Origin of the sequence: Porphyrobacter sp. HT-58-2 (genome assembly GCF_002952215.1) — a bacterium.
Taxonomy (GTDB): domain Bacteria; phylum Pseudomonadota; class Alphaproteobacteria; order Sphingomonadales; family Sphingomonadaceae; genus Erythrobacter.
Map to the genome: position 1 here is coordinate 1,898,128 of NZ_CP022600.1, position 24,055 is coordinate 1,922,182.

Annotated in this window: 23 protein-coding genes and 1 pseudogene; 20 read left to right on the plus strand and 4 right to left on the minus strand. The window is 55.4% G+C overall.

Annotation, left to right across the window (positions count from 1 at the left end):
- Positions 1-245: 245 nt before the first annotated feature.
- Complete coding sequence (locus tag CHX26_RS15885) at positions 246-419, minus strand: hypothetical protein (protein WP_172449761.1); 174 nt, start codon at positions 417-419, stop codon at positions 246-248.
- 264 nt (positions 420-683) lie between these two features.
- On the opposite strand from CHX26_RS15885, the gene CHX26_RS08995 reads away from it, so the two are divergent.
- The 5 genes from CHX26_RS08995 to CHX26_RS09010 all read left to right on the plus strand — a co-directional run bounded on the left by CHX26_RS08995 (position 684) and on the right by CHX26_RS09010 (position 4,812).
- The gene (locus CHX26_RS08995; protein ID WP_104942080.1) at positions 684-1,304 is read left to right on the plus strand and encodes a response regulator transcription factor; all 621 of its coding nucleotides are present in this window, start codon (positions 684-686) and stop codon (positions 1,302-1,304) included.
- 128 nt (positions 1,305-1,432) lie between these two features.
- Positions 1,433-1,654 (plus strand): hypothetical protein, encoded by a 222-nt coding sequence (locus tag CHX26_RS09000; RefSeq protein WP_104942081.1) that lies wholly within the window; start codon positions 1,433-1,435, stop codon positions 1,652-1,654.
- A gap of 689 nt (positions 1,655-2,343) precedes the next feature.
- Positions 2,344-2,574 carry a hypothetical protein gene (locus CHX26_RS15655; protein WP_172449763.1) on the plus strand — a complete coding sequence of 77 codons (231 nt, stop codon included), beginning with the start codon at positions 2,344-2,346 and terminating at the stop codon, positions 2,572-2,574.
- Between the two features lie 1,471 nt (positions 2,575-4,045).
- Positions 4,046-4,270: a hypothetical protein gene (locus CHX26_RS09005; protein ID WP_104942082.1), complete on the plus strand. Its 225-nt coding sequence runs from the start codon at positions 4,046-4,048 to the stop codon at positions 4,268-4,270.
- A gap of 203 nt (positions 4,271-4,473) precedes the next feature.
- On the plus strand, positions 4,474-4,812 hold the full coding sequence (locus CHX26_RS09010) for a hypothetical protein (RefSeq protein ID WP_104942083.1): 339 nt from the start codon (positions 4,474-4,476) through the stop codon (positions 4,810-4,812).
- Between the two features lie 233 nt (positions 4,813-5,045).
- Here CHX26_RS09010 and CHX26_RS09015 read toward each other — a convergent pair whose 3' ends face one another.
- Positions 5,046-6,503, minus strand: coding sequence for a sugar transferase (locus tag CHX26_RS09015; protein WP_233997090.1), 1,458 nt, complete (start codon positions 6,501-6,503; stop codon positions 5,046-5,048).
- Positions 6,503-7,027, minus strand: coding sequence for a transcription termination/antitermination protein NusG (nusG, locus tag CHX26_RS09020; protein ID WP_104942084.1), 525 nt, complete (start codon positions 7,025-7,027; stop codon positions 6,503-6,505). The genes CHX26_RS09015 and nusG overlap by 1 nt, the downstream gene beginning before the upstream one ends.
- A gap of 346 nt (positions 7,028-7,373) precedes the next feature.
- Between nusG and CHX26_RS09025 the strand changes: the two genes are divergently transcribed.
- The 5 genes from CHX26_RS09025 (at position 7,374) to CHX26_RS09035 (ending at position 12,018) form a co-directional block, all read left to right on the plus strand.
- Positions 7,374-7,757 carry a MarR family EPS-associated transcriptional regulator gene (locus CHX26_RS09025; RefSeq protein WP_104942085.1) on the plus strand — a complete coding sequence of 128 codons (384 nt, stop codon included), beginning with the start codon at positions 7,374-7,376 and terminating at the stop codon, positions 7,755-7,757.
- A gap of 133 nt (positions 7,758-7,890) precedes the next feature.
- Positions 7,891-8,088 carry a hypothetical protein gene (locus tag CHX26_RS15660; protein ID WP_146107695.1) on the plus strand — a complete coding sequence of 66 codons (198 nt, stop codon included), beginning with the start codon at positions 7,891-7,893 and terminating at the stop codon, positions 8,086-8,088.
- Between the two features lie 26 nt (positions 8,089-8,114).
- Positions 8,115-9,950 carry a glutamine--fructose-6-phosphate transaminase (isomerizing) gene (gene glmS / locus CHX26_RS09030; protein ID WP_104942086.1) on the plus strand — a complete coding sequence of 612 codons (1,836 nt, stop codon included), beginning with the start codon at positions 8,115-8,117 and terminating at the stop codon, positions 9,948-9,950.
- A 387-nt stretch (positions 9,951-10,337) separates the two neighbouring features.
- Entirely contained in the window at positions 10,338-11,285 is a 948-nt protein-coding gene (locus CHX26_RS15665) for a hypothetical protein (RefSeq protein ID WP_146107696.1), read from the plus strand.
- Between the two features lies 1 nt (position 11,286).
- The gene (locus CHX26_RS09035; protein WP_104942087.1) at positions 11,287-12,018 is read left to right on the plus strand and encodes a class I SAM-dependent methyltransferase; all 732 of its coding nucleotides are present in this window, start codon (positions 11,287-11,289) and stop codon (positions 12,016-12,018) included.
- A gap of 110 nt (positions 12,019-12,128) precedes the next feature.
- On the opposite strand, the gene CHX26_RS09040 is transcribed toward CHX26_RS09035, so the two are convergent.
- Positions 12,129-12,950 (minus strand): IS5 family transposase, encoded by an 822-nt coding sequence (locus tag CHX26_RS09040; RefSeq protein ID WP_104942088.1) that lies wholly within the window; start codon positions 12,948-12,950, stop codon positions 12,129-12,131.
- A gap of 150 nt (positions 12,951-13,100) precedes the next feature.
- Between CHX26_RS09040 and CHX26_RS09045 the strand changes: the two are divergent.
- The 10 genes and pseudogenes from CHX26_RS09045 (at position 13,101) to CHX26_RS09085 (ending at position 24,055) form a co-directional block, all read left to right on the plus strand.
- A pseudogene (locus CHX26_RS09045) lies at positions 13,101-14,246 on the plus strand (IS3 family transposase).
- A gap of 139 nt (positions 14,247-14,385) precedes the next feature.
- Entirely contained in the window at positions 14,386-15,390 is a 1,005-nt protein-coding gene (locus CHX26_RS09050) for a glycosyltransferase (protein ID WP_104942089.1), read from the plus strand.
- Positions 15,378-16,625, plus strand: a complete 1,248-nt coding sequence (locus CHX26_RS15670; protein WP_146107697.1) for a hypothetical protein — start codon at positions 15,378-15,380, stop codon at positions 16,623-16,625. The genes CHX26_RS09050 and CHX26_RS15670 overlap by 13 nt, the downstream gene beginning before the upstream one ends.
- Before the next feature lie 461 nt (positions 16,626-17,086).
- Entirely contained in the window at positions 17,087-17,872 is a 786-nt protein-coding gene (locus CHX26_RS09055) for an IS5 family transposase (RefSeq protein WP_104942090.1), read from the plus strand.
- A gap of 374 nt (positions 17,873-18,246) precedes the next feature.
- Entirely contained in the window at positions 18,247-19,281 is a 1,035-nt protein-coding gene (locus tag CHX26_RS09060) for a polysaccharide biosynthesis protein (RefSeq protein WP_104942091.1), read from the plus strand.
- Entirely contained in the window at positions 19,278-20,399 is a 1,122-nt protein-coding gene (locus CHX26_RS09065) for a polysaccharide biosynthesis C-terminal domain-containing protein (protein ID WP_104942092.1), read from the plus strand. Before CHX26_RS09060 ends, CHX26_RS09065 begins: the two co-directional genes overlap by 4 nt.
- A complete protein-coding gene (wecB, locus tag CHX26_RS09070) occupies positions 20,396-21,550 on the plus strand; it encodes a non-hydrolyzing UDP-N-acetylglucosamine 2-epimerase (RefSeq protein WP_104942093.1) in 1,155 nt (384 codons plus the stop codon). Before CHX26_RS09065 ends, wecB begins: the two co-directional genes overlap by 4 nt.
- Positions 21,547-22,821, plus strand: a complete 1,275-nt coding sequence (locus CHX26_RS09075) for a glycosyltransferase family 4 protein (RefSeq protein WP_104942094.1) — start codon at positions 21,547-21,549, stop codon at positions 22,819-22,821. Before wecB ends, CHX26_RS09075 begins: the two co-directional genes overlap by 4 nt.
- A complete protein-coding gene (locus CHX26_RS09080; RefSeq protein WP_104942095.1) occupies positions 22,818-23,411 on the plus strand; it encodes a sugar transferase in 594 nt (197 codons plus the stop codon). The genes CHX26_RS09075 and CHX26_RS09080 overlap by 4 nt, the downstream gene beginning before the upstream one ends.
- On the plus strand, positions 23,408-24,055 hold the full coding sequence (locus CHX26_RS09085) for a NeuD/PglB/VioB family sugar acetyltransferase (RefSeq protein ID WP_104942096.1): 648 nt from the start codon (positions 23,408-23,410) through the stop codon (positions 24,053-24,055). The genes CHX26_RS09080 and CHX26_RS09085 overlap by 4 nt, the downstream gene beginning before the upstream one ends.

Consider the following 24,055-nt stretch of genomic DNA (forward strand, 5'->3'; position numbering starts at 1 on the left):
TTACTGACTTCTTTCCCGGCCCCAGGCTCCTCATGTGAGGAGCGCCTCACCGGAACGCAAAAAGTGATGACATCCCTTTGCGCTGGATTGAAGCGGAATGCGCCACAATCGCATTTGCATGCCCTCGTGCGATTATCCGATAGTTTCAGGCCGAAGACCGTGACCTTCAGTCAGGATCGAATATCCTTCTCTCCATAACCCCATTCAAGGACCAAAGCGCGACAGCCTCGCTGCGTCACGAACCTTTAGTGTATCACCACTTCGGAGGTTTCCGCGCAGTCGCCTGCGATCAGCGCGCCGTGCTCTTGCGCAAAATGGTCGATCAGCGCCTGCAGATGTCCGACGGCGACCCAGTCTCGCTTGATGGCGAGATCGCCCTGTAGCGCATTGAGCAACAGCAGCTCGCGTTTGATTGTCATTGCGGCACCCTCCAACCAGCGTAAATATTGCTCCATAATGGGGATTTTGTCGAATCCTATTTGCGATCGACAAGGACAGGTCTGAAAGATCCCTACGGCTGGGATCGTCGATCGGATGCGCCCGAGGAGCTGTCGTTGGTCCCAAATTCGCAGCCTTGCCAGGCGCTCGCAGGGGATTGGCACCTAAGGATTTCTACGGATTCGTAAATTCGGCATTTACCATCTTTTTTTCCGCAGATTCATGAGCATCAAAGGGGAACCGTGATGCAACATGAAACTGAAATCGCCGCAAAACCGGTGCTGCACTTTATCGAAAGGGATACCCAGGCCCGTGTCGCATGCGTACAGGCGGGGCTTGCGATCGGATGCCACAGCGAGCTCTATTCAGACCTTTCGGAGCTTATGGCTTATCCACCCCGCGACGGCCTAATCATTGCGCGTGATGACGCGATGCATGGCGGCATTTCGCTGATCCTGGATCGGCTGGTCGAGGTCGGAATCTGGCTGCCGGTCCTTGCGATGGACGTCAATCCGCGCCCCGCGCAAATTGTCTCTGCGATCAAGCTGGGCGCGCTTGACTTCCTTGTGATGCCGTTGAAGCCGGAGCGCCTTGAAGCATCGATTTCGCGTCTTGCCGATGAAGTGCAGGAAGCATCGGCCTCGCGTCGCAGGCTCGTTGAGGCACGTGAACGCCTGTCACGCCTCTCCGCGCGCGAAAAGGAAGTGCTCGAGCAGCTGTCTGACGGCCTGTCGAACAAGGAAATGGCACGGGTCCTCGACATCAGCCCCAGGACAGTCGAAATCCACCGTTCCAACATGATGTTGAAGATCGGCGCCCGCCATCCTGCCGAAGCAGTCCGCCTGAAGCTCGAGGCGCGTATTTGATGGCGGGCCGGGAGACGGCCTGAATTGCTGCCGCGGTTGGCTCTGGGGTTACGTATTCCCCCGGTTGCAATTTCTTAACAAGTGCCGTAGAGAAAGAGCTCAACGCGTGGTGGAGAACTTTGATGGTCATGAAAAAAGTTGTGCTTGGGCTCGGAGCACTTGCTCTGATTGCGGCGCCAGCGGTTGCGCAGGTCGCTGCGGGGCCTGCTGTCGCTCCGCTTAGCGGGGATGAAAGCGAGCTTTCGAAGTCTTCGTCGATCATTCTCGGTGTTCTCGGAACCATTGCTGTTGTCGGTGCCGTGATCGCACTCACCGACGACGACGATCCGCAGGTACCCGTCAGCGGTTGACTTTCTAGCTGGCCGATCTCCTGGTCTGGCTCGGTCTTGCTGTCCCGAAAGAAGTCCCTGGAGCGATCCAGGGGCTTCTTTTTTCGTTGGTCGGTTGCCGGAGATCTTTTGTGAGTTGGCTCGGAATTGTGTGGCTGGAGGATTGCCGGAGGTCCGCACACATGAGCTCCGGGGGTTGCGATGAGCAAGGCGGCAAACATGCTCTATGCTGAGGTGTGAAAACCTCCGGTGCCCAAGGGGCTGTCCCTTAAACCCTGTTAGTCGGAGCTCGGTGAAGGGACTTTTGTCCCAACGTTATCAGGGCGAACAAAGGGTTTGGGCGTCGGAACCCGAATGTGGCCTGAAGACTTCATCGTCGGCTAACGGACGCCTAGGATGAGGTTCCCGACGTTCGAGCGCTCGACGGTCTTTGTCGTCCGTGATCCCTGACGTCGCCGATCGGTGGCCTCGTGCCGAGGTTGGGGGGCAGCGTCCGTCCTTAGGCGGTCCGACACAACCATTTGGCCCATCATGCTTATAAAGCCGCCAAGCCTTACGTTGCTGCGCTGACTTCCGGTATCAGAAGGCAGAAAGGCAAGCGTGTGCCTTGCTACCTCTCCGGCGGCTCCGTCCATGCCACCTGGGCGACGCATGGGAGGGATATCTCGCTGGCAAAAGATACGAAGAGTGTGTAGTTATGGAACGAATCGATGATTTTGATCGGAGTGCCTCCCATGAAGAAAACCATTTTGTTTGCGTCCGCCGCTCTTCTTGCTGCCGCTCCTGTAATGGCGCAGTCGGTTCCGATCATCGCCCCTGCCGAGGGTGAGGGCCTGTCGGATACTGGCGCGGGCATCGTTGCTGCTGCCTTTATTGCCGGCATCGTCGCAATCGCGGTTGTTGGGGCTTCGTCGGACGACAATCTCCCTGTCAGCGCCTGATTTCCAGATCGAATGACCTGACGCCTAGGGGGCCTGATTAAGGCTCAGCCTCATTCTCGCTTGTCGTTCCTGGGTTTCGGCAAGTCATCGAGCAGCGGCACCGCAAGGTGCCGCTGCTTTTCCTTTGTTGTAGTCTGAGAAACGGCGGGCGATCTGAAAAGATTGGTACCGGCGAACCATTGGCGACGCCGGATAGGTTCTCTCCATGACGTGCCGAAAGAAAATTCTCCGGCTTCCTATGAGCGCCGCTCCTGTCCGGCGTTAACCTTGGAGCGAATGGAAAGCGCCCCGAACGGATCGCCCCAGTCTCTTCCAGATGTTTGGGGACGTGGCTGGTGATCAGACTTGAGGCGCCTGACCATGTCGATGGCTTGAAACGGCCAGGACCGTTGGTGCCGGCGGTTGCGCGGGAGGCACTTCTTGATTGAAAGACTGTGCGCGAGCACCTTCCTGCGATTTGAAGGCGCCGAACCACAAGCCCTGGCCAGTCCGTCCGCGCAAGCAGCACCTCGGCGAACCATGCCTTCGTGATCGCATCGCGCCAAGCCCAGTGTGTCTAGCGAGCGCCTTTTCCGCAAGACCGCTGCAATGGGGACAAAGGCGACTATACGACTGTCACGGGCTTCCTGTGCCAGTGCTGGTTCAGGTGAGTGTTCTGGTCTGAGTGGCGCTCCTTGACACCAGCAGGGCGGCGGGCGCGGATAGATACCGCTCAGTTCCAAGTCGCGTTCAGCGAGAGGTCGCCTGAAGCCATGACTCGGAGGTGATCTGGTTGTTCTGGATGGAGCTCGGCCATAGCCCTGGTTGTGGAGCAAGGTTTGTTCGGCGAACGCTTCATCAAGGCCATGGCGGCGTAATGTTCAACCGCCCGCCCACACACGAAAATCCTTACAGTCCAGACCGTAAGGTACTGCCACATCGATTTCTTCGGTGCGATTGGCTGTGCTCCGTCCGATGGTGTTTGCCACCCCATGAAATCAGGGCATTCATGAAAGTGTCGAGGGGGCAACTTCGACAATCGGTCACTGGTCCGCCTTGCAGGGCTATGTCGGCGCTTCGCCACGTGTTTCCAGGCCCTTTGCAAGCGAAGACCAAGGGCACTATCGAACGGCTCTATGGCAATATGAGGTAAGGACCCCTTGCTCGGCTGCAGGTTCCGCAAGGCTTACAAACAGAACGGGACGTTGCGCGAATCGAAGGGCGCGCTGGTGAATCTTCGTGTGCATGCCACGATCCGCCGGCACCTGAGCGAGCATTGTGCCGGGACGGATCCGCGCTGATGGTCTTGCCTGTGGCCATGTGCAGTGCGCTGCTCGCAATCGAGCTGAATTGCCCAGCGCGGCTGCAGCCATAAGAATTCTGGCGCTTGCTATCGTGCGCCGTGGAATACCAGGCCATTCACGGAATTTTAGGGTTGCAATGTCTAAGGCTGGCCAGTATCCGGATCCAAAGGTTTCTGCGGAGAATAATCATGATTAAGAAGATTTCCTTCGGTATTGCAGCCCTCGGCCTCGCTGCCGCGCCGGCGCTCGCGCAGGTCGCGATGGGCCCGTCTGGCGCTCCGCTGAGCGGCGATGAGAGCGAGCTTTCGGAAGGTGGTACGATCATCCTCGGCGTATTGGGCGCGGCTGTCATCATCGGCGGCATCATGGTCGCCAGCGACGACAACAATCCGCAAATTCCGGTCAGCGGCTGATTTCAACAAACGCGGTACTCGTCCTTTTCGAGTGGCCCTCAAGAGGTTCCCGGGCACCCGGGAGCCTCTTTTTTTGACCTCCTCGGCCAAGGCAACCTTGCCGCATAAGCGACTGTCACCGGATCGTCAGGGCTGAAGCATGGCTTGAAAAGCCGCCTGTAGCGCGGTTTGTATGCGCTTCTTCAAGGTGTGAAGGATCCACGATGCTCGAGCGCCGACTGCCTCTTCTTGTGGCTGCGGGTGCGATCGCCATCATAGCCAATCTTGCGCCAGGAACCCTGCAGCTGGGCACTCCCAGCGACAAGCTTAACCATATGCTTGCCTTTGCGGCGCTGGTGCCCCTTGCGCTCTTTGCCTTCCCACGGGCAGGTGTGGCTGCGATCTTCCTCGGCCTTGCGTTCTTCAACGCCGGAATCGAGCTCAGTCAGGCTGCCCTTTCCCTCGGACGCAAGCCCGACCCACTCGACTGGGCTGCAGGCGTAATCGCCACCATCCCCTTCCTTGCCGCAGTCGGGCTTTACCGGCTCTATCGGGTAACCTGATCCAGGGCAGGGTGCACCCGATGATTTCTTCGCCGTAAGGACACATTATCCTTGGCTGAGGGGCTTTTGCCCAAGCCAACAGGGGGCGATTAATGTCCAGAGCCGGCTTGAGTTTTCACCCGATGCCTGAGCAAGCGCGATCCGGCGCTCCGCCTTACCCTTGCAGAAGTGTTGATATCAGAGGAGAGATATCTTTGGCGGTTTTGGCAGCATTATCTCGACGTGGAGGCTGGTCACTTCGCGCCGATGCCGCCTGCAATCACCCGAAGAGTTTTGAGCGCGATCAGCACATCGAGCCATAGCGAGATGTTCTTGATGTAGTAGAAATCGTAGCGCAGCTTGCCAAACGCGTCACTGACATCGGTGACATGACCCTGATTCACCTGTGCCCATCCCGTGATGCCGGGGCGCACAATGTGGCGATAGGAATAGAAAGGTAGCTCGGCTTCATACCATTGCGATAGCGACTTTACCTCCGGCCGCGGGCCAATGAAGCTCATCTCACCGCGCAGGACATTGAAGATCTGCGGTAGTTCGTCGATCCGGGTCTTGCGCAGGAACCGGCCAATCCTCGTGATACGATCATCGTCGCTGCGGGTCATCGCATCCTTGCGCATGGCGTCAATGTGGCCAGAGCGGTGGCGCTCGCGCATCGTGCGAAATTTGATCATCCGGAAGGTTTTGCCGCGAAAGCCCATGCGTTCCTGAATGAAAATCGGATTGCCCGCCGAATCCATCCTGATCAGCAGCGCGAGGACCGCGAAGAGTGGAATGCAAAGCGGGATCAGGATCAGGGCACCAAGAATATCGATCAGCCGCTTTGCCGTGGTGTAAGGTGCATTGGGGATCAGCGACCCCAGATCGTTCTCACTGAGATGAGTGATCTTGACCTGCCCGGACTGCATCTCGGCAATCTGCCGGAAATGATGAACCGGCACGCCCGAAAGCGCAGCCTTTGCGAACAGACGCTCGGCCCGCTCGGAATGCGGATAATGGAGATCAGCCACGATCGCCCAGTCCCTGCGCCCTGAGGACAGAAGTCCCTCCAGGTCGGCGAAAGATGGCGCGGGGAGAAACTGCCCGCAAAGAGCGATCTCGCTGGCACGCCCGCCTGCGACGACGACATGAGGCTTTACGATCCGTCTGCCGTAGACTGCAAAAACAAAGCTGGTCGCCACCGCAGCGGCGGCCCCGCTGGCAAACAGCGAGCCTGAGTAGGGAATGCGCAGCAAGGCGATGACCGCAAGCGCCCCTGTGAATACTAGGGCATTGATTGGCAGGACGTAGGAAAGATGCCGGGCATTGGCGTGGTCCTTCAATCGCGAAAGGATGTACCACGTCAAGGTGACCGATGCTGCAAGCCCGATCATTGTTTCATAGAAGGGTCCCGTGAACAGGGCGTGGTCGAAGACCGCCCAAACCGCTACGCCGGTGCCGAGGCCACCTGCAAGCAGCAGTGGAAGCTCGAATCGAGGGATCAGCCGCGTCCGACCAAACTCGGGTACCGCGACGCGCTCGGCCAGGCTGCTATGGTCGGCGGTACGGCGATCCTGGTGGATGATTTCGAGGCTAGGCTCAGTTTCAGCATCGCTGACATTGGTCAACTCGAACACGCCAGCATCGCACACACTATCGATTGCGGCGTCATCAGGCATGCGGATGGCCGCAGCTGACTTGATCATGTTCATCATCAATAAGACCTCGATAGCTTCGTACGACCCGAAGCAACGCGAAGTTGTGTCAAGGGCAGGGTGACCTTGGTATGTTTACCAATGATGTCGAGCAAGACCATTGCCCGCTGCTCTGGTGTGAGCCGTTCTACATAGCCCACCAAATTTGTAAACGCTCCGCTGGTGACCTCGACCAAAGCGCCGACAGAAACCTGTGGTGCTGTCGCAATGATGCCGGCATCGTCACAGGCAGCTCGAAGCTCGTTGATGACCGAATCGGGAACCGGGGCAGGGCGGTCGCCAAACTTCACCAGTCGCGATACACCATAGGTGGAGTTCACCAATGACCAGGGCGCGACTTGCGCAGGATGGCTCACGAACATGTAGCCGGAAAAGAACGGGCGAAGCTGGTCGGCGAAGCGACCACGGCGAACGATGGTGCGCTTCTCGAGCGGCTGGAACGTCTGGAAGCCCTGGCGTTCCAGATTGCGCCTTGCAATATGATCGGCGCTCGGCTTCACCTGCGCGAGAAACCAGTCGGTCATGTCTGCCCCCCTTCGATGCGATTCCACCTCGGTTTCGGCTACGAACTTCACTGGTCGTTTACCATTACTAGTTGGCCCACATTCGCTGAGTCGAGCCAGTTGTGCGATGCAGCGAATTTCACGTTTCACTATGGGGCAGGCGCTCGCTGATCGGGCAAGGGTCCGCTGAAGGGGCAAGAGAAGCTTGCTCAGGCCGTTTGCCAAATCAGGTTGCCAAAATCATCGCCCACGTTATGTGTTCATTCGTGAACGCCATGCTGCGATCATGCGAATCCACTGCCACGAGCCAATTTCGGTACCCCTGCTGGGTGATGCCGTGCGGTAGCCGTGGGGGTGCTCTCGCTCCGTGAGCAGACTGGCTGAGCAGCTTCGTGAAGAGGCAAGGTTCAAGGCACTGCGGCTCATCGACGCCAATCCGAGAATCACGCAGCGTGAGCTTGCTGACAATCTCGGCATCAGCCTTGGGGCGACCCATTACATGCTTCGCGCGCTAGCCGAGCGTGGCCTTTTGAAACTCGGCCGTTTTTCGTCATCCGAGGACAAGCGTGGCTATGCCTATGCTTTGACGCCGAAAGGATTGTCGGAAAAGGCAGCAATCACTGTTCGTTTTCTGGCGCGCAAACGCGCGGAGTATGATGTACTTAAGGCTGAAATCGAGGAGCTCAGCGCGGAGCTCGCGCCCGAAGATGGCGGGCATCATGAGCAACGGCGCAATCGTGGGGCGATGTGATTGCAGCTGATCGGCTGTTGGAAACATGCTGCAAAACAGACGGGGCGGCGGATGATCCAAATGGGTTGCAAGCTCGAATGGATAAGGTGTTTGTGAACATCACAATCTGGAATATCAGAAAACTGTTAACGATATGAACGATAAGGAAATTATGGAAGCAGAGGCAATTCATAAGGAGGATGCACTTCGACGAATTGCTGCGATGGTAAACCGCTACCAGATCACCAAAGCTGATCTCGCTGCGATTTTGCCAGATGTCATGACCTGCGCACCAGGTGATAATCAGGCGCCAAAGTCGAAGCTGTTTGTTCCGTTCTTTGATGTCCGCTGAGCTGCTTCCTCAGGGGTAAGTTTGTTATGTGCGGAATAATCGGGATCGTAGGCACGGCCAGCGTTGCCGAGCGGTTGGTGGATGGTCTGCGGCGCATGGAGTATCGCGGCTATGACAGCGCCGGGATCTGCACCTTGCATGATGGCGCGCTGGTGCGGCGCCGGGCGGAAGGCCGACTGGCTAATCTTGTCACGGTGCTAGCTGGCGATCCTGCGCCGGGCGATGTCGGCATCGCTCATACGCGCTGGGCGACCCATGGCGCACCGACAGCGGCCAATGCCCACCCCCATGCGACCGGGGAAGTCGCGATTGTCCACAATGGCATTATCGAGAATTTCAAGGAGCTGCGCGCAGAGCTCGCGCGCAAGGGCCGGGTGTTCGAGAGCGAAACCGACAGCGAGGTGGTGGCGCACCTGATTTCCGCCGAGGTCGAGACCGGCACCGATCCGGTTGAAGCCGTGCGCAGCGTATTGCCGCGTCTGCGCGGTGCCTTTGCCCTCGCGATTGCGTTCCGCCAGTATCCCGACATGCTGATTGGTGCGCGTCTGGGATCGCCGCTGGTGCTGGGTTACGGTCCCGACGGCGAGGAGGCCGAGATGTATCTTGGCTCTGACGCATTGGCTCTGGCCCCGCTGACCCAGCGTATCACCTACCTCGAAGAGGGTGACTGGGTGGTGCTGCGGCGGGATTCGGCGCAGATTTTCGATGTCGACGGCCAAGCGGTAACCCGTGAAATCCGCGCTTCGGGCGCTTCGGCGGCAGCGGTGGAGAAGGGCAATTATCGCCACTTCATGCAAAAGGAGATCTACGAGCAGCCCACCGTGGTGGCCCAGACGCTCGCCTCCTATCTGCGCCGCTCGGACAATTCCGTGGCCTTGCCGCAGATCGATTTCGATCTTTCGCAGGTGCGGCGTCTCACCATCGTCGCCTGCGGCACCAGCTTCTATGCAGGGATGGTGGCGAAATACTGGTTCGAACAATTCGCCCGCGTGCCGGTGGACATCGATGTGGCCAGCGAGTTCCGCTACCGCAATCCGGTGCTGGAAGAGGGCGGACTTGCACTGTTCATCTCGCAGAGTGGCGAGACCGCTGACACGCTGGCGGCGCTCAGGCATTGCAAGGCCAACGGGCAGACCATCGGCGTCGTGGTCAATGTGCCGACCAGCACAATGGCCCGCGAGGCCGATCTGCTGCTGCCGACCCATGCCGGGCCGGAAATCGGCGTCGCTTCGACCAAGGCCTTTACCTGCCAGCTTGCCGTTCTTGCCGCGCTCGCCGCGCACATGGCGGTGAAGAAGGGGCGCCTTACCCGCGATCAGGAGGCCGAGATCGTGCGTCATCTGCTCGAAGCCCCGGCGGCTCTCAACGCCGCGCTCGCCTATGATGACGAGATCGCCGCGATGGCCCATCTCATCGCGCCAGCGCGCGATGTGCTCTATCTTGGGCGGGGGCAGGATTATCCGCTGGCGCTGGAAGGGGCACTCAAACTCAAGGAAATCAGCTATATTCATGCCGAGGGTTATGCCGCCGGCGAGATGAAGCATGGGCCGATCGCCCTGATCGACGAGGCGGTGCCAGTGGTCGTGATTGCACCGTCAGGCCCACTGTTCGAGAAGACCGTCTCCAACATGGAGGAAGTGCGCGCGCGCGGCGGACAGGTGGTGCTGATTTCGGATGCCGAAGGGATCGCCGCAGCGGGCGAGGGTTGCATCGCCACAATCGAGATGCCTGTAGTCCACCCGCTGATCGCGCCGCTGGTCTATGCCGTTCCGGTGCAATTGCTGGCCTATCATGTGGCGGTGGTGAAAGGCACCGACGTCGATCAACCGCGCAATCTCGCCAAGTCCGTCACGGTCGAGTAACGTGTAGCTCGTCTCCGGCCAATAAAAATAACTCAAAAGACAAAAAATATGACAGCCAAGAATGCGATATCTCAAAAAAGCGACAAATTTCGATCAATAATAGTGTCGACCTTTGTGATGGTGTTCACAAGGGGAGGGATATTCTCGTGCATACTCATCACAAGCCACATCGCAAATGCATCGGACTTTGCAGTCTTTTCGTCAATATATTGGTTTTCAACTTCACTAGGCCAAGTTATTGGATATTATCTTATTACGGCCAGTATTGCAATGCAAGCATCCGGCCGCCCTGGTGGTACCTATAATTATACCTACCTTAAACAAATTATATCGCATATCCAGAAATCAATTTGCGCATTTATTTTTATATTCCTTACTTTATATTACATGAATCCAATCATATTACTACAAAATGAATATAATGAATTCCAAGCGTCATTAATAATATTCTGGTCTATATCAATCTCATTGGAACTTCTTGCGATTTATCTAGCTAATTCTTTAAATCTATTAAAGACTATATTATATACATCACTTGCCCAGTCATTAATGCTTTCGGCATCGCCATTTTTCTATCTTATATCCAGTGACTACTGGATGGCTGCGGTGGTGGCCCTTTCCTTTGTTTCAGGTCTTGCGTTTTTCATCGCCGCGCTCAGGCGCGCGCCGAAGGTAGAGTGCCTGACAGGAATGCCTCCAGAATCCTCTCGTAGCCCAACCTATGGAGCGATGAATATTCTCACCGTGCTAATGGGGAGCTGCCTCACCATAATTTTTACCCAGCGCCTCGTTGCTGATGGGACGGAGGGACTTTTGTCGGTTGCCGAGTTTACTGTGGCCCTGCAAATTGTATCTGCCCTCAGTTTCTTACCACAAATTCTCAATAATGAAATGGTGCGACGTATCTATCTATCAAATAAAGATACAGAAAAATTTAAAATTCTGATATATAGCTGCATTGCTGCCGCAATCTTTGTTTCATTCATCAGCATTCCGTTTATCAATTTTTCGAAATACATTTTCAATGTTTACGGAGTTGAAGTTAAAAATAGTAACTATCTTGCAATTCTTGTAATCTTCACAATCCTTTTTCAAGCACTTTCTCTTACGGTATCAACTTATCTACAAATAAATATGAATGCATTTGCAATTTTCTTATCAACAGCATTTGCGTTTTTTTGTAGCATTGCATTCTTTTTTTTCGAGTTTCGTACATCGGCTTCGCATATATTGATCAGTTTGGTTTTGTTTCATTGCATTCGGTCTGCAGGATTGGCGGCGCACCTGATTCATAAATCCGTCAAGACCTTTGAATTTTCTTCCAAGGAACGCTGAAATGTCGGTTTACAACGATGGATTTTATCAATCTCAATTTGAGAGATCTTATTTGAGCGCGCGACGGGTTGTATCGATTCTTCATGAGGTGTATTCTCCCAACTCGGTTGTTGACTTCGGCTGTGGTCGTGGTGCCTGGCTAGAGGCGTTCTACCAGAGTGGTTCGGTCACCCTATTAGGGTATGATGGAGACTGGAATGCAAATGAACTTGCTTCACAGAACACCTTTCAGTTTATCCCTCGTAACCTTGAAGAGCGCATTCTTCCGCCGATCGAAAAGTTTGATATCGCAATCTCGGTTGAGGTGGCTGAGCATCTGCCTGAGTCGGCCGCTGATATATTCGTGGAAAATTTGATTGGTCACTCTGATGTGATTCTATTCGGTGCATCGGTGGAACACCAGGGTGGTACTCATCATGTGAACGAACAGCGCCAGTCTTATTGGGGTGAAAAGTTCAGATCGCGAAATTTCCTTATATTTGATTTTTTCCGACCCCGAATTTGGGGGCTCGGTGAAGTTGATTTTTGGTATAGGCAGAACATGTTTTTATACGTGCGCGAAGGTTCATCATTGCACCAAAGATTAGATCAGCTCGGTGTTGAGCAAGTAAGTAACCTAACTTGGATGGATGTCGTTCACCCGGACCTCCTTGAAATTTGGGTAAAAAGGGCGAACAGTCCGCTGCGACATTCTTTGCGCCGTGTTTATCACCGAACGCGAGATCGGAGTTGAGACTGGACGATGAAGGATAGGTATGTTCACTCGCACCCTAGGCCCGATAATTGCAAGGCCCTTGACCTGTCCCTTTCTGAGAGTCTGATTCGAAACTATCGCGATAGATTTCATGCTCTTGCGATGCGGCGGGCGAAGAGCTGGATCGAGGCAATGAACAGCCACGCGGTTGCCGACGCGATGGTCTGCTCGAAGTCCTTGGCCAGGCGGCGGTTGCGGCCGAGCCATGCAAAGGTCCGTTCGACCACCCATCGTCTGGGCAAGACCTCGAAGCCCTTGGCGTGGTCGGACCGCTTGATGATTTCGACCGTCCATTTCCCGATCTTGCGCAGCGCCTGGCGCAGCTTGTCGCCGGCGTAGCCACCATCGGCGAAGACGTGCCGCAGCCAAGGGTGACGGCGGATGATCTCAGCCAACACGAGCGGAGCACCATCGCGGTCCTGCACGTCAGCAGGGTGAACCACGGCATGGACCAGATTGCCCTCGGTGTCGGTCACGATGTGACGCTTTCTGCCCTTGATCTTCTTGCCGGCATCGTAGCCCCGCGGTCCGCCGCTCTCAGTGGTCTTGACGCTCTGGCTGTCGATGACCCCAGCGCTCGGTGAGGCTTCGCGCCCGATGGCTTCCCGACCGATCAGCAGAAGGGCGTGATTGAGCGAGAGCCACAGACCATTGTCGCGCCACAGGTAGAACCAGCGTCTCACCGTCGAGACTGGAGGAAAGCACGGCGGCAACATCCGCCAGGGCAGCCCGCCCCTCAGCAGATACAGGATCGCCTCGACAATCCGGCGCAGCGACCATTTGCGCGGCCGTCCCACACGGCAAGGCAATGGAAAGAATGGCTCGAGCAGCGCCCATTCGGCGTCGGTCAAATCGCTTGGCAAAGCCAGGTCGGCACGGGCATACTGCGCTCGGGTGGTGTCAGTCCACATCGCTGATCTCCGGAAGTTTGTTGCAAAACCTCAGAATCAGCGACTTGGGCTGGCGTCAAGCTAACCCGCTGGCACCACTCAACTTAATTTCGGATCAGGCTCTGAGTGACCGATGTTCTATATTAGGATTGGTCATGAAGGAGGAATGGAATGGCGACGAAGCACAAGCCTGAAGAGATTGTCGGCAGGTTGCGTGGAGCGGAGATCGCGCTGGCGCAGGGCGGAACGGTGGCGGATGCGTGGCGCCGGATCGACGTCACCGAACAGATCTACTACCGCTGGCGCAAGGAACATGGCGGTCTAAAGATGGATCAGGCCCTGCGGATGAAAGGGCTTGAGAAGGAGAACCCCCGGTTACGCAGGGCGGTATCGGACCTGACGCTCGACAAACTAATCCTGCAGGAAGCTGCTCGTGGGAGCCGCAAGGCGTGCAAAGCACAAACTTCTGAGCCCCGCGCATCGCAGGCGATGCATCGATCATATCCGGGGCGTGATGCCGGTGTCCGAGCGGCGAGTCTTCCGCGTGCTGGGGCAACATCGATCGACACAGCGAAAGATGCCGCGCGGGGCAGATGACTAACCCGCACTCACTGTAGACATTATCGCCCTAGCCCGACAATATGGTCACTAGGGCTATCGCCGGGTGACGGCCTTACTGGAGGATGCCGTCTGGCATGTGAACCGCAAACGGGTGGAACGCATCTGGCGCTGTGAGGGGCTCAAGGTGCCGCAGAAGCAATCGAAGCGGGGAAGGCTCTGGCTCAACGACGGATCATGTATCCGCCTGCGGCCAGAGTATCCGGGGCACGTGTGGTCCTACGACTTCGTCGAGGGACGCACGCACGAGGGCCTCAAGTTCCGCATCCTGACGATCATCGACGGGCCAACCGGGAGTGCCTAGCCCTGCAGGTAGCGCGACGGTTACGTAGCGAGGACGTTCTGGCAACACTGGCTGAGTTGTTCATCACGCACGGCCCGCCGGCACATATACGCTCAGGCAACGGCCCAGAGTTTATCGCAAACGCCGTGCAGCAATGGCTGTCGAGTATCGGTGGGACGACGCCCATCATCACACCTGGTAGTTCTTGGGAGAACGGCTACTGCGAGAGCTTCAACGGCTCGATGCGTGACGAACTCTTGACCGGAGAAATCTTCTACACTCTAGCGGAGGCTCGGATCCTGATCGAAGCTTGGCGGCGGCATTACAACAACATCAGGCCGCATGGGGTGCTTGGCTATCGACTTCCGGCTCCGGAAACGGCCACGTCGGCATGGCCTCCCTCCTGTTCCGCTTGACTCCACCTTCGGACAGCCATGGTGCCAGAGGCGGTTCTGCACAAGCAGTTAACATAGCCAACTCAGTGCGAGCTGATCAACGATCTAAAATCGACGCTCAACCACCAAATAGAAAACTAACAATTCGAAAGAGATTACGATGCCGAAAATTTCTGTGACGATAGCAACGTTCAATAGGCAAAATCTTCTTCAGAAAGTATTAGACGCCCTTTCTTTCCAATCAGTTCCCGCGAATACGTTTGACGTAATCGTCTGTGATAGCGAAAGTACCGACGGCACGGCTGAAATGATGAAAAATTATAAAAGCCTTATGCCCTATAGACTCGAATATCACCACACTAGCAACATCTTAGCAGCGAAACGGAACCTTGGGATATCAAAGTCGACCTCAGACTTCGTAGTGTTCCTAGATGACGATTGTATTCCAAGTCATAATTTTGTCGAGACTCATTTAGATTCATGCCTGCGGACGATGGGCGAACGAGTTATATATTGTGGTGAAGTCCGGTATCCAGCTGAATGGATAAATAAAAGCAATTACTATCGATTTCGAGACTCGCGGCATTTTGGCTTCAAGGCCGGAGTCAAGCGCCTAGAATATCTCGACTATCGAACCATCGTCGTTATGAACATGTGTTTTGAGAGGGGTTTGTTTCTAAAACATATTGGGTCCGTAAACGAGTCATTTATTGGTTATGGCGCGGAAGACCAGGACTTAGGTTGGCGTCTTCAAGAAGCAGGATATCGCCTCAGGCCGAATAGTGCGAAAATCATCCACTTCGAAACAACATCATCAATAAGACAGTATGGCGAGAAGATCAAACGTTCATCAAGGGACGGAATGACTACACTCTTGCGGGTGAATCGACCGGCCGCCCTTGGCATTATGGCACTGAAAAAATTGGATGCGGAGTTCCCAAACCGCTCCGTTTTGGACCGAATGACACGCATATTGATTCTAATTGGCCTTCGGTTCAGACTTAATCGCCCACTGGAGCTATTGCTAGAGCAGACCGATGGTTGTCCTTTGCTTTACAGCTCAAAACTTTATCGAATTTTAATGGGTATTTATTATGTTCAAGGATCAATCGATCGCGATAATAGGCTCACAGTTGAAGAATCTACGGCTGGATGGTATCGATGATTGAGCATCATGCGAATAAAGGTAAGCTCAAAAAAGCAAACTATTTTATTCTTGCACTCTTCATTCTTGCGATGCTCCACATGCTTCGCAATCTCACGCCTGTTTATCTAGTCCTTTATGCAATTACTTCTGCTGCTGTTGTGTTCGATCTAATAGTGCGGAGTGGCCTCTTTGTCAGATCGCTCTCCAATTTTGCTTGGCCAGCCTTTCTTTCGGGATATGTTGTTTCGGTATCTCTGCTGCAGGCCCCGAACTATGGGGATCCAACAATTGGTCTAGCGCGCTTCTTTTTTATCGCACCCCTGGTTTTTGCAATCATAGCATCAATTGAACACCGATCCGCGGCTCTTTTTTTTAGCGCTTGGCTGGCATTTGTCGTAATATCGGCTTTAAGCCTGCCGTTCCAATTCGTTTTTGGACCGATTGGCTGGTTCTCGGAATCATTTGAACGAGCGGGGCTCGAGCGCTTCGGTTCATTGGCGGGAAGTTTAACAACCTTCGGTAACATTGCAGGTGCTGGTGCGTTTTTGTCCCTTGTTATTCCGAGGCGGACATCTGTTTCGGCGTTGTTGCTCGTCATCATCATTGCAGGCGCTGTTGCTTCGCTTCAAAAGGCGGCAATTTTATCTTTGGCTATCGGATTTATCACGGGTATCTGGGTCCGAGGTGTGATGCGATCCACAGCACTCGTTGTTGTGATCATGGTCGTCGTTTCTATGATGATCACATTCATTTTTCTCGATCGATACCTTCAAAATATTTTGATAACTCTATTTGAGACATTTATTGGTACTGCGGACGCTAGAATCGCGAGCGACGTCTCATTTTTACAAAGCATGGTTGATCGCATGACGGAGCTTCCGAGTATTGCGCTCACCTTTCACGGGAGTGATCGCCTTCTCTTTGGTGTAGGCGTTTTTGGAGGAAGTGGCGGTCTTGGTTACAGCGACATACCACACCCTCACAACCTCGTCGTGGAAAACTTCATTGTTTTTGGATTATTTGGCGGTTCAATATGTTTGATTTTTCTTATGCGGTTGTATTTTAAATCCTTGAAAGTCCTACTTCAGACATCCTTTGAGACACGTGGAACGGTGAGGATCGCCGCTGGGTCTCTTGTTAATTTGATAATCCCCTCATTATTCGCTGGTGGGCTATTTTTTCACCCCGCTTCCGCGAGTTTATTTTGGCTTTCCGCTTTGATATTATTATCCCCGAATGGAGATAGGGCATGAAGAGTGTGCTGTTTTGAGGTCTTTCGTCGGAGTTTTGGTTTCGGCTCGTAAGTCGGTTAGGTTTGGAGGTTGGCCGGTCCAGTTCTATTGTGCTGCTGATTGATCGGCTTCTACGATCGATCCGTACCCAACAGGCGGGCCAGTTTTTTTCATGAGCGATCGGCGCCTTGTCTCAAGGAAAGGGCGGCATGAATTGTAACGGGTTTACTGATCAGCAGAGCAAATTGTGCAGAGCTAGCCAGCATTGTCTTTTGGCATGGCGTGGCGAAATTGACGTCGAGCGGGATTGCATCGCGGCAGGCAAGCAAATGCCGAACTCTTTGAGTCTGATCCGAAATTAAGTTGAGTGGTGTCAGTGGATTAGCTTGACGCGAGCCCAAGTCGCTGTTTCACGTGGTTTTGCAACAAACTTCCGGAGTTCAACGATGTGGACTGACACCACCCGGGCGTAGTATGCCCGCATTGACCCTGCTTTGCTTAGCGATTTGACCGATGCCGAATGGGCATTGCTTGAGCCATTGCTTCCGGTGCCTTGCCGCGTGGAGCGATTGCTCAAATGGCCGTTGCTCCGGATCTTCGAGGCAATCCTGTATCTATTGCGCGGAGGGTTGCCTTGGCGGATGCTGCTGCCCTGTTTTCCTCCGGCTTCAACGGTGCGGCGTTGGTTCTACCTGTGGCGCGATAATGGGCTGTGGCTCTCGCTCATTCACGCCCTGATACTGATCGGCCGGGAATTCGTGGGGCGCGAAGCTTCTCCAAGTGCCGGGGTGATCGACAGCGAGAGCGTCAAGACGACCGATAGCGGCGGGCGGCGGGGCTTCGATGCAGGCAAGAAGATCAAGGGGCGCAAGCGGCACATCGTGACCGACATTGATGGCAATCTTGCTCATGCAGTGATCCATCCCGCCGACATGCAGGACCGCGATGGCGCGCCGCTTGTTCTGGCCGAGATCATCCGCCGCCACCCCTGGCTCCGGCACGTCTTCGCCGATGGCGGCTATGCCGGGGACAAGCTTCGCCAAGCCCTGCGCAAAATCGAAAATTGGAAAGTCGAAATCATCAAGCGGTCAGACTACACCAAAGGCTTCAAGGTCTTGCCCAGACGCTGGGTGGTCGAGCGCGCCTTCGCGTGGCTCGGTCGCAACCGACGCCTCGCCAAGGGCTTCGAGCAGACCATCGCCTCGGCAACTGCTTGGCTGTTCATCGCCTCGATCCAGCTCTTCGCACGTCGTATCGCAAGAGTATGAAATCTATCATGATAGTTTTCAATCAGAATCTAACAGGATAGGCAATGGCCTGTTTCTCTCGATAGGCTTCGTTACGTAGACCATTGGCTCAACTGTGTTGAACCACAAAATGACTGCCCAGATGCAATGCTATTTGGATGAAAGCCGAGAATCGGATCACCTTGTCAAAAGCAAGCTTTCGTTTCAGTCAATGTCTTCACTTTCGGCTCGCCCCTGATCGCCATGTCCCATTTGCGAGTCTTTCGCTTTCGTTGTTGACAAAGTGAATGCAGCGATTTGTTGAAAAAGTCACTCATAATGACACTTTTAATTTGATTTTTGGTCAGAGAGTTTTGAAAAAATCGACTTTCTATTGTATCGAGAAGGCGTGAATCATGGAAGTTGTAAACGAACCTGTCCTAATAACGGGCGGCACCGGATCTTTCGGCAAGACGATGCTTTTGGATCTCCTGGAGAAGGGTTATCAGGAGGTCCGCATCCTCAGTCGAGACGAAGAAAAGCAGGATATGCTGCGTAATACGCTCCGAAACCCAAACGTACGCTTTTTCATCGGAGATATCCGCAACGAGGATAGTGTGATGCGTGCCATGGCGGGCGTCCAATCCGTCTTTCATGCTGCGGCACTCAAGCAAGTTCCGTCCTGTGAGTTCTTTCCAATCGAGGCGGTGCGCACAAACATACTCGGATCCGAAAACGTGATCCGCGCTGCTCTTGCTAACAACGTCAAATCTTTGGTTCTCCTTTCGACCGACAAGGCGGTACAGCCAGTTAACGCCATGGGCGTATCTAAGGCGATGATGGAAAAGCTTGGGCAAGCTGCCGCTCGCTCACTTGGTGCTCGTGCAACGACCACGATTTCAATGGTCCGATACGGCAACGTGATGTGTTCGCGCGGTTCCGTCATCCCGCTTTTCATCCAACAGATCAAATCTGGACAGCCGATTAGCATTACTGAGCCGTCCATGACGCGCTTCCTGATGCCTCTGCGGGATTCAGTGGCCTTGGTGCATCATGCCTTCAACCACGCGCGCCAGGGCGATCTGTTTATCCGAAAGGCAGCCGCTTCGAACATTGCTGACCTTGTAAAGGCTCTTGTGGACTTGTTTGGCGTGCCGGAGCATCCGATCAAGGTGATCGGCTGGCGACATGCCGAAAAACTTTATGAAACGCTCGCAACCGCTCAGGAACTCGCCGAGTCGGAGGATATGGGCGATTATTACCGGATTTATATGGATGGCCGAGATCTTAATTACCAAGCATATTTCAGCAAAGGGAATCATCAAACCGCGCAAAGCCAAGATTACCACTCACACAACACCGAGCAACTTGACGTGGAGAAGGTGAAGGCCCTTCTACTTTCTTTACCCGAAGTTTGCAGCGAGTTGGAAGCATGGAAAAACGCCAAATGAAAATCGTCATCACGGGCGCGGGTGGCCTGCTCGGTTGGCATACCGCTGCGGCTGTTCATGCGAGAAACTGCGCTGCGCGCTTCAGGGGAGAAGAGGCACCGTGGGAACTCGTTCAAATTAATCACGCAGACTTCGATAATGATGAAACCCTTGGTGGTGCTATTACTGACGCGGACGTGGTTTTGCATTTCGCGGGCGTCAATCGGGCGCGTCAGGATATCGTCGAAACTGCGAACCCCGCAATCGCTGACCGGTTGGTGAAGATCTGCGCGGAGGTCGATTCCCGGCCGCATGTCGTCTATGCAAATACCATCCACGCGAATGCAGACACCCCTTATGGCCGATCAAAGCGCCGTGCAGGGGAAATTCTGAGGGGTGCGATGGACCGGTACACCAACCTAATCCTGCCTCATATCTTTGGCGAAGGCGCGCGCCCTAATTACAATAATGTGACCGCCACATTTGTCAACGCAGTCATAAAAGGCGAAAAACCGAACATCAATTCAGATGGACGTGTATCGCTTCTTCACGCTGGGGTTGTAGCCAATGTCGCGCTAGAAGCAGTTGAAAATCGCATAATGTTTGATGTGCGTCCGCAATCGTATGACATAGCTGTCAGTGAATTATATCAAATCCTGAAATGTTTTCACTCCGATTACATGGCTAACATTTTTCCCGACCTTAGCAGTGACTTCACCCTTGCATTATTCAACACATATCGCGCAGCGCTCTACCCTACCGGTTTTCCGCGCCCTCTCAAGTTGATATCTGATGCCCGCGGGACGCTCTTTGAGGCGATCAAGGGCGGTGGCGGTGGGCAGGTGTTCCTGTCAACCACCAGGCCGGGTGTAACTCGTGGCGACCATTTCCACATGAGCAAAGTTGAGCGCTTCCTTGTCGTACAAGGAGAGGCCATCATTCGTATCCGTAAGGTTCTGTCAGACGAAGTTTGGGAGTACCGCGTATCTGGAGCTGCTCCCGCCCCTGTCGATATGCCTACTCTGCATACCCATTCAATTGAGAATGTCGGCGAGGGGCCACTTTTGACTCTTTTTTGGACTCATGATTTGTTCGATTCCTTAAATCCTGACACTTATGCTGACAAGGTCCTGCGATGAACCGCTTGAAAGTAATGACCATCCTCGGCACCCGCCCGGAGATCATCCGTCTGTCGCGGACGATGGCGCGGCTGGACCGGTTCACCGACCATGTACTCGTCCACACCGGGCAGAATTATGATTCGGCCTTAAACCAGGTGTTTTTTGATGATCTCGGTATCAGGGCCCCCGATCATTATCTGGGTTGCGGCGGTGGGACGCTGGGGGAAACGCTCGGTAAGATCCTAATCGAGAGCGAGCGGGTTATTGCGTCCGAACGACCCGATGCTGTGCTGGTGCTCGGGGACACCAACAGCGCGATTGCCGCCATCATCGCGCGCCGGATGAAGATCCCGGTCTATCATATGGAGGCGGGTAACCGTTCTTTTGACCGCAACGTGCCGGAGGAGACCAACCGGAAGTTGGTCGATCATATCGCTGACTTCAGCCTCGTTTATACCGAGCATGCTCGCCGGCATCTGTTGGCCGAAGGTTTGCCACATCGTCGGATTTATCTGACTGGCTCACCGATGCGCGAAGTGTTGGATCATTATCGCGCTCAGATCGATGCTTCGGATATTCTGGCGCGCCTCGATTTGGCTGCGCGCGGCTATTTCATTGTTTCGCTGCACCGCGAGGAGAATGTCGATAACTCAGCGCGCCTGACGTCTTTGGTGGAAACGCTGAACACACTCGCGGAGCATTATGACAAGCCGGTCATCGTATCGACTCACCCTCGCACCCGGCTGCGTCTGGAACGGCTGGACCGCGTGACTATGGATGCGCGCGTACGCTATTTGCCGCCATTTGGCTTCCATGATTATAATCATCTGCAAATGCACGCATATTGTGCGATTTCGGACAGCGGAACCATCGCGGAGGAATCGTCGATGCTGGGGTTCCCCGCAATCACGCCGCGTGATGCCGTTGAGCGGCCCGAGGCCATGGATGTCGGCTGCATCATTGTGACAGGCCTGATCCCCGCCGCCATCCTCGATGGCGTGGCTGCCGCAACCGCGGGCTTTGCTGAACGTGCTGCCGCCGGCCTGCCGCAGCCGGTGCCGTTGGACTATACCATCACAAATACGTCGGAACGCGTCGTCAACCTGATGCTCGGAACGGCGCGGCTTTCGAATGGCTGGGATGGAATCAGGGAGAATGATCTGACATGACCATGGCCGCTGCTGCCGCCGACGGCTGGCGTCAGGCCCCCCGGCTTATCCTCCTGACGCAATGGTTCGATCCTGAGCCGACTTTCAAGGGTCTGGTGTTTGCTCGAGCGCTTTTGGCGCGCGGCTATGACGTCGAAGTCGTGACAGGCTTTCCCAATTATCCGGGCGGCAAGGTCTTTCCCGGTTACAAGATCCGCCCGATGCAGCGCACGACTGTCGGTGGCATCGCCGTAACTAGGTTAGCGCTCTATCCAAGTCATGACGCAGGCGCGGTTGGCCGTGTGCTCAACTATGTCACCTTTTTTCTGACCGCCTGGCTGTATCTCACTTTCGTTGCGCGGCGGGCGGATATTGTATATGTCTATCACCCGCCGCTCACAGTGGGTCTCGCGGCTGTGGGAGCAAAATTCTTCCGCCGGACGCCGACCGTTATCGATATCCAGGATATGTGGCCCGACACGCTTGCGGCGACCGGCATGATCGCCAACGCCCGGGCTTTGCGTGTGATTGGTGCGCTATGCCGCTGGCTTTATCGGCGCGTCAACCACATTGTCGTGCTATCTCCGGGTTTCCGGCGTCTGCTGATTGAGCGCGGCGTCCCGAAAGCCAAGATCAGCGTCATCCCCAACTGGGCGGACGAGGCGGCCATCGGCAGCGCCGCCGCAAGTGGCCCGGTGCCTGATTTGCCGGGGCGGTTCCGCCTGTTGTTTGCTGGCAATATGGGGCGTGCGCAAAAGCTGGATACCGTGCTCGATGCGGCGACGCTGTTGCGGAACGTCAGGCCTGATATCGCGGTCATCTTGCTCGGCGGCGGGCTGGAAGTGCCACGATTGCAGGCCCGAACGAGCGCTGAGGGGCTCAGCAACGTTCATTTTCTGCCAGCCGTGCCTATGGCCGAAGTCGGCGCCTATCTCGCGGCGGCTGACGCTTTGCTCGTGCATTTGCGGGATGATCCATTATTCGCCATCACTATCCCGTCCAAAATGCAGGCTTATCTGGCGGCCGGCCGGCCCATGATCATGGGTGTCGCTGGCGACGCGGCTGAAATCACGACGGCTGCGGCGGCCGGATTGGTTGTCCCGTCCGAAGCTGCCGAAGCATTGGCGAGCGCGATCGAGACGCTCGCGGATATGCCAGCAGAACGGAGGGCTGCGATGGGAGAGGCGGGCCGGCGATATTATGATACCCATCTGAGCCTCGATCACGGGGTGGCAGCCTTTGATAACGTGTTCAGGTCAGTAATGCGCGTTCCCCGAACCAGTGCTACATGAAACGGCTGATCGACATCGTCGGTGCTCTGATCGGGCTCATACTGCTGTCACCCGTGATGCTGGTAGCAGCGGTGCTGATTGCCCGCAACATGGGCCGCCCGGTGCTGTTCCGGCAGGTACGTCCGGGGTTAAGCGGACGCCCTTTCACGATGGTGAAATTCCGAACCATGCGCGATGCGCACGACGCAAACGGCACACCGCTCGCCGATGCGGACCGGCTCACGCGTCTGGGCGTCACGCTGCGGGCGACCAGCATTGATGAGCTGCCCGCGCTGTGGAACGTCCTGCGCGGGGACATGAGTTTGGTCGGACCGCGCCCGCTATTGATGGATTACCTTCCGCTTTACACACCCGAGCAGGCGCGGCGGAATGACGTTCGGCCAGGGATTACAGGCTGGGCGCAGGTCAATGGCCGCAACGCGATCAGCTGGCCCGAGAGGTTCGCGCTGGACACATGGTATGTCGACAACAGAAGCCTTTGGCTCGACATCCGCATCCTCGTGCTGACGGTGCTGAAAGTCGTCCGGCGCGATGGCATCAGCGCCGCCGGAGAAGCAACCATGCCGCGATTTACAGGGGGAGAGACATGACAAAGCTGATCGGGATCTATGGCGCAAGCGGCTTTGGCCGCGAAGTCATGGCGGTTGCCCGCCTTCAATGCGCGGAGCAAGGCGCAGAATTAGTGTTTATCGACGACAGTCTGGCTGCTGCCATGTCGAACGGTCATCAGGTAGTCACCTTTACCGACTTTTGCAGCCTGCCCGCCGATGAACGCTTGGTGACGATTGCCATTGCGGACGCCAAGGTGCGTGAAAAGCTGGCAGGGCGTTGCCGTGAAGCGGGTGTTTCGCAATTTGATATCTGCGCGGCAAATGTGTTTGTCGGTGACGAGGTGAAGGCGGGCGAAGGCGCCATATTGCAGCCTTTTGTCTGCTTGACCGGCAACATCAGCATTGGCCGTTGTTTTCATGCCAACATTTATAGCTATGTCGCGCATGATTGCGAGATCGGTGATTTCGTGACTTTTGCGCCTGGTGTGAAATGCAACGGCAATGTCCACATTCACGATCATGCCTATATCGGTACCGGCGCGATCTTGCGGCAGGGCACGCCCGAGAAGCCGCTGACAATTGGTGCGGGTGCGGTTATCGGCATGGGCGCAGTCGTGACGAAGGATGTGGCGCCGGGCGTAACCGTCGTTGGCAATCCTGCCCGCCCGCTGGTAAAGGAATGA

Coding starts and splice junctions, on each gene's coding strand:
- CHX26_RS15885 (WP_172449761.1), bottom strand. CDS start 419: ATGACAATCAAACGCGAGCTGCTGTTGCTCAATGCGCTACAGGGCGAT.
- CHX26_RS08995 (WP_104942080.1), top strand. CDS start 684: ATGCAACATGAAACTGAAATCGCCGCAAAACCGGTGCTGCACTTTATC.
- CHX26_RS09000 (WP_104942081.1), top strand. CDS start 1,433: ATGAAAAAAGTTGTGCTTGGGCTCGGAGCACTTGCTCTGATTGCGGCG.
- CHX26_RS15655 (WP_172449763.1), top strand. CDS start 2,344: ATGATTTTGATCGGAGTGCCTCCCATGAAGAAAACCATTTTGTTTGCG.
- CHX26_RS09005 (WP_104942082.1), top strand. CDS start 4,046: ATGATTAAGAAGATTTCCTTCGGTATTGCAGCCCTCGGCCTCGCTGCC.
- CHX26_RS09010 (WP_104942083.1), top strand. CDS start 4,474: ATGCTCGAGCGCCGACTGCCTCTTCTTGTGGCTGCGGGTGCGATCGCC.
- CHX26_RS09015 (WP_233997090.1), bottom strand. CDS start 6,503: ATGATGAACATGATCAAGTCAGCTGCGGCCATCCGCATGCCTGATGAC.
- nusG (WP_104942084.1), bottom strand. CDS start 7,027: ATGACCGACTGGTTTCTCGCGCAGGTGAAGCCGAGCGCCGATCATATT.
- CHX26_RS15660 (WP_146107695.1), top strand. CDS start 7,891: ATGAACGATAAGGAAATTATGGAAGCAGAGGCAATTCATAAGGAGGAT.
- glmS (WP_104942086.1), top strand. CDS start 8,115: ATGTGCGGAATAATCGGGATCGTAGGCACGGCCAGCGTTGCCGAGCGG.
- CHX26_RS15665 (WP_146107696.1), top strand. CDS start 10,338: ATGAATCCAATCATATTACTACAAAATGAATATAATGAATTCCAAGCG.
- CHX26_RS09035 (WP_104942087.1), top strand. CDS start 11,287: ATGTCGGTTTACAACGATGGATTTTATCAATCTCAATTTGAGAGATCT.
- CHX26_RS09040 (WP_104942088.1), bottom strand. CDS start 12,950: ATGTGGACTGACACCACCCGAGCGCAGTATGCCCGTGCCGACCTGGCT.
- CHX26_RS09050 (WP_104942089.1), top strand. CDS start 14,386: ATGCCGAAAATTTCTGTGACGATAGCAACGTTCAATAGGCAAAATCTT.
- CHX26_RS15670 (WP_146107697.1), top strand. CDS start 15,378: ATGGTATCGATGATTGAGCATCATGCGAATAAAGGTAAGCTCAAAAAA.
- CHX26_RS09060 (WP_104942091.1), top strand. CDS start 18,247: ATGGAAGTTGTAAACGAACCTGTCCTAATAACGGGCGGCACCGGATCT.
- CHX26_RS09065 (WP_104942092.1), top strand. CDS start 19,278: ATGAAAATCGTCATCACGGGCGCGGGTGGCCTGCTCGGTTGGCATACC.
- wecB (WP_104942093.1), top strand. CDS start 20,396: ATGAACCGCTTGAAAGTAATGACCATCCTCGGCACCCGCCCGGAGATC.
- CHX26_RS09075 (WP_104942094.1), top strand. CDS start 21,547: ATGACCATGGCCGCTGCTGCCGCCGACGGCTGGCGTCAGGCCCCCCGG.
- CHX26_RS09080 (WP_104942095.1), top strand. CDS start 22,818: ATGAAACGGCTGATCGACATCGTCGGTGCTCTGATCGGGCTCATACTG.
- CHX26_RS09085 (WP_104942096.1), top strand. CDS start 23,408: ATGACAAAGCTGATCGGGATCTATGGCGCAAGCGGCTTTGGCCGCGAA.